Below are 16,139 nucleotides of genomic sequence, written 5' to 3'. Positions count from 1 at the left end.
GCGCAAGACGGATGAGTGAGGACACTGGCAAACTTACCCCGCATGGGCGGGCTCTATCCCTTGGCGGACTGTTTGTCGCCGAGATGGTGGTGCTTGTGCTTGGGTATCAGGTGTTGAGCGACCTAGAATGTCGCGCCACCGGGATCGAAGCTGCCTGTCGCGGATTGCGGTTTGTGGCGCTTTGGCTGCTTTGTGCGGGGTCGTTGGTTGGGATATACCTCTGGGCGCGCCCCGTCGCGCGCGCCGATTTCGGCATGGCGGCAAGCCGTGCGCCGGGCGGGTTAAGATGGGCCCTGATACATGGCCTTGGCATTCTGGCCATGCTCACGCCGCTGATCGTGATCGCGCCTGACGCGCTCAGCGCAGAATTTCAGTCTGTTTTCCCTCTGGCGGCCTTGGGCGCGCTGATGGCGGCCTTGGGTGGTCTGCTGTGGCTGATGCGGCCCGCGGCATGGTTGAGTTGGTTACAGGGGCGCAGTCTGTCCCTTTTGGCGATGGTGGTTTTTGCCGCCGCTCTTCCGGGGGCTGTGGTTTTGGCGGGGCCACTCTGGAGCGTGCAGGCTGTCACGGATGTGACATTCATTGCGGTCTTTCTCTTGCTGCGCCTCTTTGTCGAGGAGGTGGTCGTTGATCCCGCGACCTATGTGATCGGCACGCCAGAGTTTCAGGTTATGGTGGCCGATAGTTGTTCGGGGATCGAAGGGCTGGTGTTGATCACTGCCTTTCTTGCCCTTTACGGGGTGCTTTTCCGTGACGAATTGCGCTTGCGCCGCTTTGGCCTCGTGATTTGGCCCCTTGCGCTGTTGGTAAGCTGGCTGTTCAACGCGGTGCGGATCACGGGGTTGATCCTGATCGGTGTGCATGTCTCGCCGGAACTGGCGGTCAACGGGTTTCACAGCTTTGCCGGTTGGTTGATGTTCACAGCCCTGTCGATCGGCGTTTTGGTTGTTGTCGGGCGCAGTGGCTATGCGCTTCAGGCGGTGGTGGTGCCACAGGTGCGCAGCGTGGCCCCGCTGGCTCAGGATGATGTGGCTGGCCGCATCCTGCCCTTTATCGTCTTTGCCTTGTCGGGATTGATCGCACAGGCCTTTTGGAGCGAACCTGCCCTCGCTTATCCGGTGCAGGCCGGCATGATGCTGGCTGCGCTTTGGTGGGTGCGCGCCACTCTGTGGCAGCATTTAGCTTGGCCCTCGATGCTCTCGGTGGTCGCAGGCATCGCGGTTGGGGTGGTTTGGATCGCAACCGCGCCCGCGTCAGAGCCAACCTCTGACGCGCTCATGTCGCTTGGGGCCGGCGCTTTTGCCCTTTGGGCCAGCGTGCGCATCCTTGGCACCGTGGCGCTTGTGCCGGTGATCGAAGAGCTATTTTTTCGGGGTTATGTCCAAGCGCGTCTGGACCGGGGCACTGTTTCAAGCCAGATCATCGCGATTGGTGTTTCCGCCAGCCTTTTTGCGCTTGTCCATGGCCGATGGATCGAGGCGGGGCTGGCTGGTGTCGTCTTTTCTCTGGTTTACATGCGCAATGGGCGGCTGGCTGATGCCATGGCCGCCCATGCTGTTGCCAATGCTGTTATCGCAGCCGTCGCCCTTTGGAGGGGGATTGGGCGCTGATCTGACGGTAGAGGTCAGTTCCGCGCGCGACGGCGTTTGATTTCCCAAGCAAGGACAAGGGCCGCGAGAACGACTGCGATGGCCAATGTGCCACTTGCAGCGTCCATTTCCGGCACGGAGGACGTCGATGTCGAGCCACCGCTCGACGTGGTTCCACCATACCAGCCACTCCAGAACCAATCAAACATCAGTCGTCTCCGTATTACCATGCGTTCAAATTCTGACCTTAGATATGCCAGATTTCGGACACATTTCAAGCTTCGTGCCGGTCGAGTCATATATTTGGAAACGAACCGGGTCTACAGGGCGCTTTGTTTCCGGATTAGAGGCTGAGATGCTGAAACATCGGGCAATCTTCCTGCGGGATACAGGGGCGAACTCACATCTTCAACAGAATCACTCTGCCGCGCGGAGAGGCGAATCTTGGCCTATGGAATCCGGTGTTTTTGTATTTTTTTCAGCAGGTTGAGTTGGGTCTGCGGGCGCGGTTTGATTTTCGTCGGGCCAGACAATTTCAGCGTGTGCGAGGCGGTTTGCGGTGTGGGCGAGGGCCCAATCCTGAGCGGCGCGGCTAGAGTGACCCATCGAAAGCTTGGCCAAGAGGCGCGCGCCCCAGAGCGCGTAGGTGCCCAGCCACACCCGCAGCGCCAACATCGCGGGGGTAAAGACCAGCGTCAGCACGGTTGCGATTCCGAGGCCGAAAACCACGGCGGTGGCAAGCTGCTTCCACCACAAAGCTGTTGGACTATCAAAGGCATAGCCACCATTCACAAAGTCAAGGCTTAGCCCGAACATCATCGGCGCGAGGCCCGCCATGGTGGTGATCGTGGTCAAAAGAACGGGCCGGATGCGATCCTGCGCGGTGCGGGTGATGGCTTCGATCTGGGGCATGTAGCGGGCGTATTCCTGATAAGTATCAATCAAAACAATGTTGTTGTTCACCACGATCCCCGCGAGGGCCACGATGCCGGTGCCCGTCATGATGATCGAAAACGGCTGATCCATCACCAGCATCCCGATCAGCACGCCGGTTGTTGAGAGCACGACCGCCAAAAGCACCAGCACTGCGTTGTAAACACTGTTGAATTGCGCCAAGAGGATGATGAACATCAGGCCAAGCGCCCCGGCGAAGGCCTTTTGCAGGAACGCGCCGGATTCGGCCTCATCCTCGGCGTCGCCGGTCCATTCATAGCTGATTCCGGGGGGCAGAACGCCGGAATCGAGCCACTCAGTCAGGAGCGCGATGCGCTCGTTTGCGGTGATGGGCACCTTACGATCTGTAACATCTGTGGCCGATTCCTTACGAAATAAACCGTCCTCAACTGCCGCCTTGATGTCGAAAAAGCGGGTCTGATCGACACGGTCGATCTGGGCCAGCTGTTTGACCGGTTTGCGGCTGACGAAATTCGAAAGTGGAACCAGTCCGTCATCGGTGCGCACCTTGAGGCTGTCGAGGGTTGAGAGCACGCGGTCCTGGTCGGGCAGGCGGACGCGGATCTCGATTTCTTCGTCGCTGCTGTCCACGCGCATCGTGTCGAGCAGGATACCGCGTGTCACAAGCTGCACCATCGCCCCAACGGTTGCCACGTCGGCGCCAAAACGCCCGGCCTTTTCGACATCAACGTCAATCTGCCAATCAATGCCGGGCAGGGGCAAGGTATCTTCGATCTGGCGCAGGCCTTCGGTCTCGTCGAATTTCTGTCGCGCCACTTCGGTAAAGGCGATGAGATCGTCCCAATTGTCGCTTTTGAGGCGCAGGTGCACCGGCTTGGCCGAAGCGGGGCCACGGGATTGGGCAAGAACCTCAAACTTGATGCCGGGAATTTGCTCCAGTTCGGCGCTCAGTTCCGCAATCACCGCATCGCCGTCAAAGTCTGCGGCCACCACGTCGCGCGATACGGCAAGGTTGATCAGGGGAATGGTGAACCATGTCTCGTGCGTCTGGGGGCGATCCTCCCAGGCGATGGTTTCGAATTGTATCTGACCGATCGTGTCGCGTGGGGGCTGTGCGCCACCGGTGTTGGTATCAAGCCCGCCATCCCCGGCAAAGGCAAAGGCGGTCTGGATGCCCGGATGGGCGCGGATGATATCCTCGACCTGCTGGACCAACTGATCCTTTTGATCAATCGAGAGATTGCCGCGCCCGCGCACATAGACGATGCCTTGCTCGGGTTCGCTATCGACAAAGAATTCGGTGCCATTGTTGTTGTTGATGTAGAACATGAGCACAGAGCCCACGAGCACAAAAATCGCGCCAAAGGCCACCAGAGGCATCACCGGATTGCCCGCGATGGCGTGGATCACCCAGCCAAAGGCCGAGCGGTGATAGCCGCCCCGGACCCGTTCGCGGCGCGGGGGCAGCCAGCGTTGCCGCGCGACGTGCAGGAGTTTGCCAAAGCGGCGCGGGATGGCCAAAAGCGCCAGAAGCGTGGCGACCACCCCCGACAGCCCTACCGCCGCAAGAAGTGACACGCCAAGCAAGAGGCCAAAGACCGTGGTCAACACGGGTATGACTGAGCCAAGGATTTGCGTGCCGTCCATGGCTGAAAATTGCGCGCGCACTTCGTTCAGCAGGGTGGGGGCCAATTGGCCGGCCAGAAGCGCCGCACCGATTGCCAGCGGCAAGAGCAGCACATGCCAGAGCCAGAAACCGCCCGCAATCTGATCTGTGCGGGCGTTGAACCAGCGTTCCAGCCGCCCGGTCACGCCGCCCAGCACGGGCAGATAGACGAGCGCCACCAAGAGCGATGCAGAGAGCACGAAAATCAGTGTAACGGGCAGCATGCCCATGAATTGCCCCGGAATACCGGGCCAGAAGAGCATCGGCAGAAAAGCACAGAGCGTGGTCGCGGTTGAACTGACCACGGGCCAGAACATCCGCTTGGCGGCCCCCACATAGGCGTGCATCGGGCCTTCGCCATCGGCAATCCGCTTGTCTGCATATTCCACCACGACGATGGCACCATCCACAAGCATGCCAACCGCAAGGATGAGACCGAACATCACGATATTCGAGACCGCGACGCCCATGACGGCGAGAAGGGCAAAGCAGAGCAGAAAGGAGGTTGGTATCGCAAAGCCCACCAGCAGCGCAGGACGGATGCCCAAGGCCGCCAGTGTGACGATCATAACCAAGGCAATGGCGGTCAGAACCGAGCCCTCAAGCTGGCTGACCATCGAGGCGACCGTGCTGGATTGGTCGTTGGAGGTGCCAACGCTGACTGCGACCTGTAAATCCTCGGGCCATGTCTTTTCCGCCTCGGCGACAGCGGCGCGCACGAGGTCTGCGGTCTCGATGATGTTGAAACCTTTGCGCTTGACCACTTGGAGCGCGACGGTGGTCTCGCCATTGAACCGCGCGGTGCCTAGCCGATCCTCGAAGGTGAGGTTTATGGTGGCCAGATCGCCAAGCCGCACGATGCGGTCGCCATTGGTCTTGACCGGAAGGTTGTAGAAATCGCTGGTGTCTTCGAAGGACGAAGGGATTTTGACCGCGAAAGTGCCTTGGCTTGTGTCGACTTCACCGGCTGCGATCAATTGGTTGTTGTTCTGCACCACGTTGATCAGATCCAGCGCCGTGACGTTATATGCCTCAAGGCGGAGCGGGTCGATGATAACCTCGAGCATCTCTTCGCGATTGCCCGCGATCCCAGCCTCGAGCACAGGTTCCAGCCCTTCGAGCGTGTCTTGCAGGTCATTGGCAAGGCGCGACATGGTGCGTTCCGGCACCGGGCCGGAGAGGTTGACGATGATGATCGGGAATTCGCTGAAATTCACCTCGTTGAGGGTGTATTTTTCAGCGCCGTCGGGGAAATCGGCCTCGGCGGTGTCCATCGCGTCGCGCACATCGGCGAGGGTCTTGGTCTTGTCCCAGCCGAATTCGAATTCGAGCGCCACGCCGCCATAGTTTTCAGCAGCGGTGCCGGTCATTTTCTTCAGACCGTCCAGATCGCTCAGCTCGGTCTCCATCACTTTGACGAGCAGTTTTTCGCTATCCTCGGCGGAGATGCCGGGGAAGGGGACCGAGATGAAGAGGGCGGGCACCTCGATGTCAGGCTCGCCCTCTTTGGGCAAGCCGACATAGGCCAGCGTGCCTGCAAGGACCGAGAGCACGATGAAGGCCAAAACCATCCGGGCGCGGGTGGCGGCCCAATCGACGATTCCGGTCATTGGCCCAACTCCTGAAACACCGGGTCAACGGGCACGCCATCGGTCACGAAATCCTGTCCGATCACGATCACATCGGCGCTATCTGGCAGTCCGGTGAGCCAGACACCGGAGGGTGTATCGCGCAAGAGCTCGACCGGGACGAATTGGGCAAGGCTTTCGGGGTTGACGATGCGCAGGCCCAAGGCCCCCTCGTCATCAAGAGTGAGCGCGGATTGCGGCAGGAGATGCGCGCGTTTGCCTGCGGCACCGATCAGGATTTCGGCGGTTTCCCCGTCGCGCAGCGAGAGGTCCGGATTGGGCACGGTCACTTCAACGCGAAAGGTGCGGGTGACGTCATCGGCGGAGCGGGCAACGAAGGTCACGCGCCCCTCGACCCTACGGCCTGAGGCCATGCGAATTGTTGCAGGGGCATTCATTTCCACGCGGGCCACCTGCAATTCCGAAACAAAGCCGACCATGGTGATCGGGTCGAGTTGCAGCACCGTGGCGCAGAGCGCGCCGGGTTGCAAAAGGCTGCCGATTTCCGCGGTGTCGGTGTCGAGCACGCCGTCGAAGGGCGCGACGATGGCGAGGCGGGCGATCTCGGTTTCGGCGGCGGCGACGGCGGCGCGGGCGGATTCAATCCCGGCGCGCGCGGCCTCTAGGCCAGAGGTGGCCGACTGCACCGCTGCTTGCGCCGAGCTGACCGCGGCGCGTGTTGCAGCGACGCGGGTTTGTGAGGCAAAGCCGCTTTCGACAAGGTTTTCGGCGGCGTTGGCATTGATTTCAGCCTCTTCGAGTTGGGCGCGGGCCTCGTTGGCGCGGGCCTCGGCCTCGGGGATGCGGGTTTGGGATTCGCTCAGCCGGGCTTGGGCCTCGGCCAGAGCGGCGTTGCGCGCGGCGGGGTCAAGGCGGCAAAGGATATCGCCTTGGGTCACCATATGCCCTTTGCGCAGCGGGTCGTTGATGACAAGGCCCGAGGTTTCGGCGCGCAATTCGACGATGCGGTCAGCCTCGGATCTGCCGCGCACCACGACGGCGCTGTCGACCTCACGCGCTTGTGAACGCAGGGCCACGACGCGCATGATCTGCGTCGTTTGGGGGGCGGTTTCTGGTGATGTGGTTTCGGTTTGCGGCTGAGTGGCGGGGGCTGGAAGAAATCTGTCATGCTCAAAGACAAGAACATAGACAAGGACAGAGACCACGAGGGCGATGAGAACAGGAAGCAACCGCATTTATCTACCTTCGGGCCATGAGGCGTGGCGTTGGGCCGGGCTTGGGCCTGCCTTGCGGGACATGCCCTTGACGCAACATCATTGGCTTACGCTAAACCAACCGGTTCAGATTAATCTTTTCCAATGCCTGCTGCAAGCACGCCCTTGCGTCGCGGGCGCGGTGCCCCTTGGCAGGGGCAGGGCTTCGGGGTAAGAGGGGCGAAATTCAAAGGGGGCGCGGCGTGAGCAACACCGACACTTTCATCGATGAAGTCACTGAAGAGGTGCGCCGCGACAGGCTATTCGCGTTGATGCGCCGATATGGCTGGATCGCGGTTCTGGCGATCCTGATGTTGGTGGGCGGTGCCGCGTGGAACGAATGGCGCAAGGCGCAGGATCAGGCCGCCGCCCAAGCGTTGGGCGATGCGGTGCTTGCGGCCCTGGCGACCGAAGACCGCAGCGCCCGCGCCGCAGCACTGGATGCAATCGAGGCGCCGGGGGCCCAAGCGGGATCGGTGATTGCCTTGCTCGCGGCGGCGGAAGAAGCGGCCGACACCCCCGAGGCAGCGGCGGCGCGGTTGCTGGCGCTGGCAGACCGGTCGGATGTGGATGCCGTCTATCGCAATATTGCAACGCTCAAGGCGGTGATGCTTCCGGGTTCGGGGCTGGATGCCGAAGCACGGCGCGGGCGCTTGAACGGATTGGCGCTGAGCGGCGGGGTTTTGCGCCTCTTGGCCGAGGAACAATTGGCGCTGATTGATCTGGAAACGGGCAACCGGGATGCGGCTTTGGAGCGTCTTGGCGCGATTGCCAGCGACGCGGAGGCGACGATGGGCTTGCGTAGGCGCGTGACACAAGTGATTGTGGCCTTGGGCGAAGATATGCCCGACCTGCCGGAGCCTGTCACAGGGGCCGAGTCGCTAGGTGAATGACAGGGGCCGCGTCGGGCGACAGGCTCATGCGGGCCGGCAGGACGGCAAAAGGCGAAGAGTGAGGGCAAGAGCAGTGAAACCGAACGGATTGATCCTTGGGCTGATTGCAGTCCTTGCGCTGACGGCCTGCACCAAGAAGACACAGATTCTGAGCGGTGAGCGCGAGGGAATTCGCGAGGTTCTCCAGAGCGAGACTGCGCGCGCTCAGGCAAGTGTGACACCAACAAACCAAGTTCTGCCCGTTTCGCTGCCAGCGGCGACAGTCAATGCGGACTGGCGCCAGCGCATCGGAACGCCTGCAACGCGCACGGCCCATCCCGCGCTGTCGCGTGCACCGCAACTGGCGTGGTCGGTCAATATCGGCGCAGGTGACGGGCGGCGGGTGCGGATCACCGCTGACCCGGTAGTGGCCGAAGGGCGTATCTTTACACTGGATGCCGAGGCGACGGTGGCGGCTGTCTCGACCACAGGGCAATTGCTCTGGACGCGCGACCTTACGCCGGCCAATGACAGGTCTGACAATGCCAGCGGTGGCGGCTTGGCCTATGGCGATGGCAAGCTCTTTGTCTCGTCCGGGTTTGGCCTGCTCACGGCGGTTGACCCTGCGACAGGCGGCGTGATCTGGCAACAGGCGTTGGGATCGCCCGGCACCGGCACACCGGCGGTCTTTGACGGGCTGGTCTATGTGGTTGCGGGCGATGATGTGGCCTGGGCGATTGAGACGGACACCGGGCGGATTGCCTGGCAGTTGAGCGGCACGCCGGATATTCACAACGTCTTGGGCGGACCTGCCCCGGCCATCACCGACAAATACGTGGTCTTTGCCTTTGGTGCAGGGGAATTGCAGGGCGCATTCCGCCGGGGTGGTCTGCGCCTCTGGGATGCGCAGGTTGCGGGCGAGCGTTTGGGCGTAGCGAGTGCGCGGGTGGATGACATCACCGGCGATCCGGTGGTCGTCGGTGACCGCCTCTATACCGGCAGCCATTCGGGGCGCACCGTTGCGCTAAGCCTTGGCAGCGGCAACCGCCTCTGGACTGCCGAAGAAGGCCCGCTTAACCCGGTTTGGCCGGCCGGGGACTCGCTGTTCATGGTCACGGATCGCAACGAATTGGTGCGGCTTGCCACCGAGGACGGGACGCGCATCTGGGGGCATGAATTGCCGCTCTTTGCGGATCGCAAGCCCAAGCGGCAGGCCGAAATCGTGGGCCATTTTGGCCCCATTCTGGCCGGTGGTCAGCTGATCCTGGCCTCGGGCGACGGGCAATTGCGGTTCTTTGATCCGGCCTCGGGGCAGATGACGGGCGCGCGGGATTTGCCCGGTGGTGCCACGTCCAACCCGGTGGTTGCGGGCAATACGCTTTATGTCGTGTCGAAAAAGGGTCAATTGCTGGCTTTCCGTTGATCGTGCGATCCTGTATCAGGGCGACTTGATCCGTATCGGAGCCTGAGACATGACCTTTTCCGTAGCCATCGTGGGCCGTCCCAATGTTGGCAAATCGACGCTCTTCAACCGTCTGGTGGGCAAGCGCCTTGCGTTGGTTGACAACCAGCCCGGCGTTACCCGAGACCTGCGCGAAGGGGCCGCGCGGTTGGGCGATCTGCGCTTTACGGTGATCGACACGGCAGGTCTGGAAGATGCCACCGACGAGAGCCTTCAGGGCAGGATGCGCAAGCTGACAGAGCGCGCAGTCGACATGGCGGATATTTGCCTCTTTGTGATCGACGCGCGCACCGGGGTCACGCCCACCGACGAAAGCCTTGCCGAGATTCTCCGCAAGCGTTCGGCGCATGTGATCCTTGCCGCCAACAAGGCCGAAGGATCGGCGGCGGATGCGGGCGTGATCGAGGCCTGGGGGCTGGGTCTGGGCGAGCCTATTCGCATGTCGGCAGAGCATGGCGAGGGGTTGAACGACCTCTATTCCCAGCTGATGCCACTGGCTGATGCCTTTGAGGCGCGCGCGGCGGCGGAAGCGCCAGAGGTGGATGTCTCGCTCGACGAGGATATCGAGGACGACGAGGATATCAGCTATCGCAAGCCGACCGAGGCCCGTCCGATGCAGGTGGCGGTGGTGGGGCGGCCCAATGCCGGGAAATCGACGCTGATCAACAAGATCCTTGGGGAAGAGCGGCTCTTGACCGGGCCTGAGGCCGGGATCACGCGCGATGCGATTTCGCTGCGGATCGACTGGGACGGGATGCCGGTGCGGATTTTCGACACGGCAGGCATGCGCAAGAAGGCCAAGGTGCAGGACAAGCTGGAAAAGCTGTCGGTGTCGGACGGGCTGCGGGCGGTGAAATTTGCCGAAGTGGTCGTGGTTCTGCTTGATGCGGCGATTCCCTTTGAACAACAGGATTTGCGGATCGCCGATCTGGCTGAGCGCGAAGGGCGCGCGGTGGTGGTGGCGATCAACAAATGGGACATGGAGCCCGACAAGAGCGACAAGATCAGAGAGTTGCGCGAGGCATTTGAGCGGCTTTTGCCGCAATTGCGCGGCGCGCCTCTGGTCACGGTCTCGGCCAAGACCGGCAAGGGGCTGGACCGCCTGCGCGATGCGGTGGCCAAGGCGCATGAGGTCTGGAACCGGCGCGTGACCACGGCGCAACTGAACCGTTGGCTGATCGGCATGTTGGAGCAGCACCCGCCGCCCGCGCCGGGCGGCCGTCGGGTCAAACTGCGCTACATGACGCAGGCCAAGACGCGGCCACCGGGATTCGTGGTGATGTGCAGCCATCCCGACAAATTGCCCGAGAGCTATTCGCGCTATCTGGTGAATGGGTTGCGGGCAGATTTTGACATGCCGGGCACGCCTATCCGCCTTTATTTCCGCAGTCAGGCGGATCGTAACCCTTACAAGAGCAAGAAAAAGGCCGGGCCGTCGAGCCTGCGCAAGCATTTGACGGGGCGATCAAGCGACTGAGCCGGGCAGGGGCGTGCAAATTCCTGTGCAGCCCCTCTTGCATTCGTGCGGGGCGAGGTCAAATCTCTGAGGCCAAAGAGTGTTACCCCTCTGTGGCATGGAGGCTGACATGACCGAGACCCCCGATCAGGCGGCGCTTCGCGCCTTTCTCAGACCCTATACCACCAAGAGCGATGGTCGTGGCGCGCTGTCGTTTGCGGGCACTCTTGTGGTTTATGGCGGCGCGCTGATCCTGGGTGCGGCTTTGGCAGAGGCGGGGCAGTGGGCTGGCGCGGTGGCGATGGTTGGCGTGCTCGCCTTTGCTTCGGTGCGGCTTTACGTGTTGCAACACGATTGCGGGCATGCCGCGCTTTTTCGGCGCAAAGGATTGAATGACGTGGTGGGCTATGCCCTATCGGTGTTTTCGCTGACGCCCTACCGGGTCATGCAATACAATCACAACCAGCATCACGCCTATCTGGGCAATCTCGATCACCGCGAGACGACCGAGGTTTATACGATGACGCTGTCGGAATGGCAGGCAGCACCATGGCACAGACGGCTGTGGTATCGGCTCTATCGCAATCCGGTGGTGATGCTGTCACTGGGAGGCATTTACGCTTATTTCATCGCCTATCGCTGGCCGCGCAATACGCGAGTGGTGGGGGTATGGGGCGTGATCGCACATAACCTGATGCTGGCGGGTTATCTGGCGCTGATCTGGGCCATGCTGGGGGGCGTGGGCCTAGCGGTCTGGGGCGTGAGCGCTGTGCTGGCGGGGGTGATCGGGGTGTTTCTGGTGTATCTCCAGCATAATTTCGAAGAGACCTATTGGGATCGCAAGCCATCGCTCGATTTCCGCAAGGCGACGCTTGTGGGGTCAAGCTCGCTTGATCTGGGGTGGCTGTGGGATCTGGGGACGGGCAATATCGCCTATCACGACCTGCATCACTACAACCCCGGTATTCCGTCCTATAACCTGCGGCGCTGTCAGAGGGCGTTGCCGGAGGCGTTGCGCGCGCATGACGTGATCCGCTGGCCCGAGGCGATCCGCAGTTTCCGGTTGAAGCTCTGGGATGAGGACGCGGGGCGGCTGGTGCCGTTTCCGAAGGCTGAGACGACGCGCATGGTGGCGGCGGAGTAGGGGGAGTTGGCAGGTTGTTTGACTTTCACGTTATACCGTTGAGCTAAAACCGTAATCGGACATTCTTGCTGTGTGTGGGCGAAGGTTTGGAAAGAGCCCGTCGTGTCGATATTCTGCTGAGCAGCGAATGGCGGCTCTCGGCAGCCCTTCCGAAAGGTTCGGTAACTGGCGGGTCTGAAAGGGATTAGGGGGGCGGCTATGGAAGCGGTCGCTGGTTCATTGGTGAAAAGAGGCATTCTTGGAATGATCGCCCTATAACTTGACACACTGCACAAATCGTAACATATATTGTTACATGAAAAGAGATAGCCGCCTTTCCTCCGTCCTTCACGCGCTTCTGCACATGGCAGAGCACGAAGGGCCCATGACTTCGGAAGCCATCTCGCAGTGCATGGGCACCAATCCTGTTGTCGTCCGGCGCACCATGGCATTTCTGCGTGAAGCAGGGATCGTTTCGTCCGCTCGGGGCCACGCTGGGGGATGGCGCATCACCGCCGATCTTGAGGTCGTGACCTTGCACCAGTTGCACAAGGCACTTGGAGAACCAGCCATTTTCGCGATTGGCAATCGGACAGAGAACCCCTTCTGCCTGGTGGAGCAGTCGGTCAACGCCGCACTGGAACACACGTTTGAAGAAGCCGAAGCGTTGCTGCTTGAGCGTTTCGCTCATGTCACACTTGCCGATCTGGCTGCCGACTTCAAACGTCGCCACGCGGAAACGCTTAAACAGAAAGAATGAAAATGCAGGATGTTATCTTAGTCGGGGGTGGCTATGCAGGAATGGCAGCCGCCCTGCAGCTTCTGCGTGCGCGCAGGTCAGTGCTGATCATCGACGCCGGGATGCGACGCAACCGGTCAGCCAGCCACTCCTATGGCTTTCTGGGACAGGATGGTGTCGATCCGGCCGAACTGGCCGGCATTGCCCGAACCCAGCTCGAGGCGTATCCGACCCTGACCTGGAAAGAGGGCGAGGTTGCCAGCGCTGCTGGAGAGAACGACGCGTTCCAAGTGACCCTCACCACTGGCGAGCGCTTCGAAACGCGTCGCCTGCTGTTCGCCACCGGTGTGACGGATGGACTGCCCTCGGTGCCTGGACTGGCAGAGCGGTGGGGGCGTTCGGTGTTTCACTGCCCCTATTGCCATGGCTACGAGCTGGATCAGGGCCATATCGGCGTGATTGCAACCGGGCCCATGTCCGTGCATCAGGCGCAGTTGCTGACGGAGTGGGGCAAGGTCACATTCCTGACCAACGCCCTGATGCCACTCGACGATGAAACCCGTACCGATCTTCATCGCCGCGGTGCTACCATGGAGGAAACGCCAATCGATCGGATCGAGGGCAAGGCCGAAGTTTTTCTGACCGACGGTCGCCGCGTGGACTTTGCCGGTTTGTTCACGGCGCCCATCTGTTCGCCGGCCAGTGCGGTGGCCGAAACCATGGGCTGCGCATTGATAGAAACGCCCATGGGGTCTCAGCTGCGGACGTCCGATGAGAAAGAGACATCTATCCGTGGCGTATTTGCGTGCGGTGATGTCGCACGCGCCCCGCACTCGGTGTCGCTTGCCGTGGCCGATGGCGCAACTGCCGGCGCACAAATTCACAGATCACTTGTTTGGCCCTCGCGCTGAGATCAAACTATTGGAAGGAAACTCCATGAAGCTTTACGAACTGAACTGGGCGCTCTTCCCACGTCGCATCGGAATCTACCTCTCCGAAAAAGGGATCACCGATATAGACCGGATTGCCTTTGATGCGATGGACCCGGAAAGTCTCGGCCGCCTGAGGGCAGTGAGTTCGTTCGGAACAGTGCCAGTGTTGCAAACCGAAGATGGTCACAAGATCCGATCTTCGATCGCAATCTTGGAATATCTGGAGGATCGGTATCCGCAGCCGAACATGATCGGGTGGTCACCCGCCGCGAAGGCCCGAACGCGGGAAGCAATGAGCATCGCAGATGAGGCAGCGCTTCAGCTTGGGGTATGGGCCCATAAGGGCAGTCCGGTCTTCGCCGGCATGGAGGAGCAGCATCCAGCTACAGCGCGTTTTGCAGCGGCGGCCTATCTGAAGCAGCTGGAACGCCTCGATCTCGTACTGACTGAAAATCAAGGACCCTTCCTAACTGGCTCTGAGAACACCATTGCAGACTGTATCGCGATGGCGACCCTGCAATTTGCAGCGGACGTCTACGGTGTTCACTTGCCCGAGAGGCTCGAAAAACTGCGCGCTTGGTACGAGTTCTTCCGGCAAAGACCAAGTGCCATTTGCCCCCCTTGCCCAAAGGGTTTTCTAGCGGTTGCTCATGGTCTTCCGGATCATGGTTTCGATTGGTCACTCGATGATGTTGGGTGGAATGCTGCTCTGGTGGGCTGATTCTGATCCGGTATGGAGACCGCTGCTTCGAGATAGTCGTTAGAGGCCAAGTTGGGTGGTTTCGTCGCCACCTTTGCCAGACGTGTCAAGAACGATGGCTGCTTGGTATGCTCCTGAAGCAGTCATCAGCGAAGCGGCAGCGAAAGCTCTCTTTGTCCGCTCTGTAGACTTTCGTGCGCTCGGGCTCGAAGGTCGGGCCTTGGTTGGACGGGCTTGGCCTTTGGCTCAAGAGTGACTGACCGCTCGACGTTTGCCCCCGCGAGGTGTCAAAGGTGAGCGGGAAGCCCTGCGTAGGGCAGGTTGCGCCCGATTGAAACCGCACCCGTCCCGGACTTGATCCGGGACCTCGCCCAAGCGGGAGGGGGAGGCCGCGGGTCAGGCCCGGGGCGATGTGAACGCGATCAGAGGTAAGCTGCTTTACCCAAGACTCCCATCGGCGTTGAGGATCGTCTTGCCGCGCAGGTAGGGGTGGAGCGCGTCGGGGATGCGGACGGAGCCGTCGGCCTGCTGGCCGTTTTCCAGCACCGCGATCAGGCAGCGGCCCACGGCGAGGCCCGAGCCGTTGAGCGTGTGCAGGAATTCGGGTTTGCCGCCGCCTTGTGGTTTGAAGCGGGCGTTCATGCGGCGCGCTTGAAAGTCGCCGCAGACCGAGACGGACGAGATTTCGCGGTAGGTGTTCTGCCCCGGTAGCCAAACCTCGATGTCATGGGTGCGGCGCGCGCCGAAGCCCATGTCGCCGGTGCAGAGCACGATGGTGCGATACGGCAGGCCAAGCCGTTCAAGGATACTTTGAGCGCAGGCGGTCATCCGGTCCAACTCGGCGCGGCTTTCGTCGGGGTGGGTGATCGAGACCATTTCGACCTTTTCGAACTGGTGCTGGCGCAGCATGCCGGCGGTGTCGCGCCCCGCGCTGCCGGCCTCGGAGCGGAAGCATTGGGTGTGGGCCACGTAGCGGCGCGGCAGGGTGGCGGCATCGACCGTCTCGCCATGCACGATATTGGTCAGCGTCACCTCAGCCGTAGGAACGAGCCACCAGCCATTGGTGGTCTCATAGCTGTCTTCGCCGAATTTCGGCAATTGCCCGGTGCCCAGCATCATTTCGGGGCGCACCAGAACGGGCGTCCAGGTTTCTTGGAGGCCATTTTCCTCGATATGGGTGTCGAGCATGAATTGGGCCAAGGCGCGGTGCAGGCGGGCGATGCTGCCCGACAGGACGACAAAGCGCGCGCCAGAGAGTTTCGCAGCTGTCTCAAAATCCATGCCCGGTTGCACGCCGGTGATGTCGTAATGCTCTTTCGGGGTGAAATCGAAACTTGCGGGCGTCCCCCAACGGCGCAACTCGACATTGCCGCTCTCGTCCGTGCCATCGGGCACATCGTCAAAGGGCAGGTTGGGCAGGGCCATCAGGAGGTCGGTGAGCTGGGTATCAAGCGCCTTGGCCTCGGCCTGCATGGCGGCCATTTCTTCCTTTTTGGCCGAGACCAGAGTGCGCAGACGTTCGAATTCTGCCTCGTCACCGCGCCCTTTGGCGGCGCCTGCCTCTTTGCTCGCGCGGTTCTGGTCGGCCTGTGCGCTCTCGGCCGCGTGGATGCGGGTGCGACGCGCCTCGTCGAGGGCCAGAATCTGGGGCGAGACCGGAGCCAGACCCCGCCGTGCGAGGGCGGCGTCAAAGGCATCGGGGGTCTCGCGGATGGCGCGGATATCGTGCATGGCGCTGGTCCTCAAAGCTGTCGGTGAATCGCTTGGGCGGCGTTATGCACCAGAAACCGGGCTTGCGCCATGCTTTCGCGCCTTGCAAATACCCGGCCCCGCGCCTAGGTTC

General features: G+C 61.5%; 11 protein-coding genes and 1 pseudogene. 8 read left to right on the top strand and 4 right to left on the bottom strand.

Annotation, left to right across the window (positions count from 1 at the left end; all coding sequences use genetic code 11):
* The first annotated feature begins 11 nt into the window (after window positions 1-11).
* Window positions 12-1,615: pseudogene (xrtE, locus tag ACLGGT_RS20190) on the top strand (exosortase E/protease, VPEID-CTERM system).
* A 9-nt stretch (window positions 1,616-1,624) separates the two neighbouring features.
* On the opposite strand, the gene ACLGGT_RS20185 reads toward xrtE, so the two are convergent.
* From ACLGGT_RS20185 to ACLGGT_RS20175, 3 genes are all read right to left on the bottom strand, one after another.
* Window positions 1,625-1,798, bottom strand: a complete 174-nt coding sequence (locus ACLGGT_RS20185; RefSeq protein ID WP_232279244.1) for a VPEID-CTERM sorting domain-containing protein — start codon at window positions 1,796-1,798, stop codon at window positions 1,625-1,627.
* Between the two features lie 208 nt (window positions 1,799-2,006).
* Complete coding sequence (locus ACLGGT_RS20180) at window positions 2,007-5,780, bottom strand: efflux RND transporter permease subunit (RefSeq protein ID WP_437197366.1); 3,774 nt, start codon at window positions 5,778-5,780, stop codon at window positions 2,007-2,009.
* The gene (locus ACLGGT_RS20175) at window positions 5,777-6,994 is read right to left on the bottom strand and encodes an efflux RND transporter periplasmic adaptor subunit (RefSeq protein WP_008282549.1); all 1,218 of its coding nucleotides are present in this window, start codon (window positions 6,992-6,994) and stop codon (window positions 5,777-5,779) included. The genes ACLGGT_RS20180 and ACLGGT_RS20175 overlap by 4 nt, the downstream gene beginning before the upstream one ends.
* 221 nt (window positions 6,995-7,215) lie before the next feature.
* Here ACLGGT_RS20175 and ACLGGT_RS20170 point away from each other — a divergent pair, with 221 nt between their 5' ends.
* From ACLGGT_RS20170 to ACLGGT_RS20140, 7 genes are all read left to right on the top strand, one after another.
* Window positions 7,216-7,905: a hypothetical protein gene (locus ACLGGT_RS20170; protein WP_008282548.1), complete on the top strand. Its 690-nt coding sequence runs from the start codon at window positions 7,216-7,218 to the stop codon at window positions 7,903-7,905.
* Between the two features lie 73 nt (window positions 7,906-7,978).
* Window positions 7,979-9,307: a PQQ-like beta-propeller repeat protein gene (locus ACLGGT_RS20165; RefSeq protein WP_008282547.1), complete on the top strand. Its 1,329-nt coding sequence runs from the start codon at window positions 7,979-7,981 to the stop codon at window positions 9,305-9,307.
* A 49-nt stretch (window positions 9,308-9,356) separates the two neighbouring features.
* The gene (gene der / locus ACLGGT_RS20160) at window positions 9,357-10,823 is read left to right on the top strand and encodes a ribosome biogenesis GTPase Der (RefSeq protein ID WP_437197365.1); all 1,467 of its coding nucleotides are present in this window, start codon (window positions 9,357-9,359) and stop codon (window positions 10,821-10,823) included.
* Between the two features lie 109 nt (window positions 10,824-10,932).
* Window positions 10,933-11,946, top strand: coding sequence for a fatty acid desaturase (locus ACLGGT_RS20155; protein ID WP_437197364.1), 1,014 nt, complete (start codon window positions 10,933-10,935; stop codon window positions 11,944-11,946).
* A gap of 295 nt (window positions 11,947-12,241) precedes the next feature.
* Window positions 12,242-12,685 carry an RrF2 family transcriptional regulator gene (locus tag ACLGGT_RS20150; RefSeq protein ID WP_081506530.1) on the top strand — a complete coding sequence of 148 codons (444 nt, stop codon included), beginning with the start codon at window positions 12,242-12,244 and terminating at the stop codon, window positions 12,683-12,685.
* Between the two features lie 2 nt (window positions 12,686-12,687).
* The gene (locus ACLGGT_RS20145; RefSeq protein ID WP_437197363.1) at window positions 12,688-13,575 is read left to right on the top strand and encodes an NAD(P)/FAD-dependent oxidoreductase; all 888 of its coding nucleotides are present in this window, start codon (window positions 12,688-12,690) and stop codon (window positions 13,573-13,575) included.
* A gap of 25 nt (window positions 13,576-13,600) precedes the next feature.
* Window positions 13,601-14,317, top strand: coding sequence for a glutathione S-transferase family protein (locus ACLGGT_RS20140; protein ID WP_437197362.1), 717 nt, complete (start codon window positions 13,601-13,603; stop codon window positions 14,315-14,317).
* Window positions 14,318-14,734: 417 nt separating this feature from the next.
* On the opposite strand, the gene serS is transcribed toward ACLGGT_RS20140, so the two are convergent.
* Window positions 14,735-16,027, bottom strand: a complete 1,293-nt coding sequence (gene serS / locus ACLGGT_RS20135) for a serine--tRNA ligase (RefSeq protein WP_008282541.1) — start codon at window positions 16,025-16,027, stop codon at window positions 14,735-14,737.
* Between the last annotated feature and the right edge of the window lie 112 nt (window positions 16,028-16,139).

The sequence above is a fragment of the Roseovarius sp. MS2 genome (assembly GCF_051447875.1).
In the GTDB taxonomy this organism is placed as follows: domain Bacteria; phylum Pseudomonadota; class Alphaproteobacteria; order Rhodobacterales; family Rhodobacteraceae; genus Roseovarius; species Roseovarius mucosus_A.
This window is presented reverse-complemented; position numbering and strand designations above follow the sequence as displayed.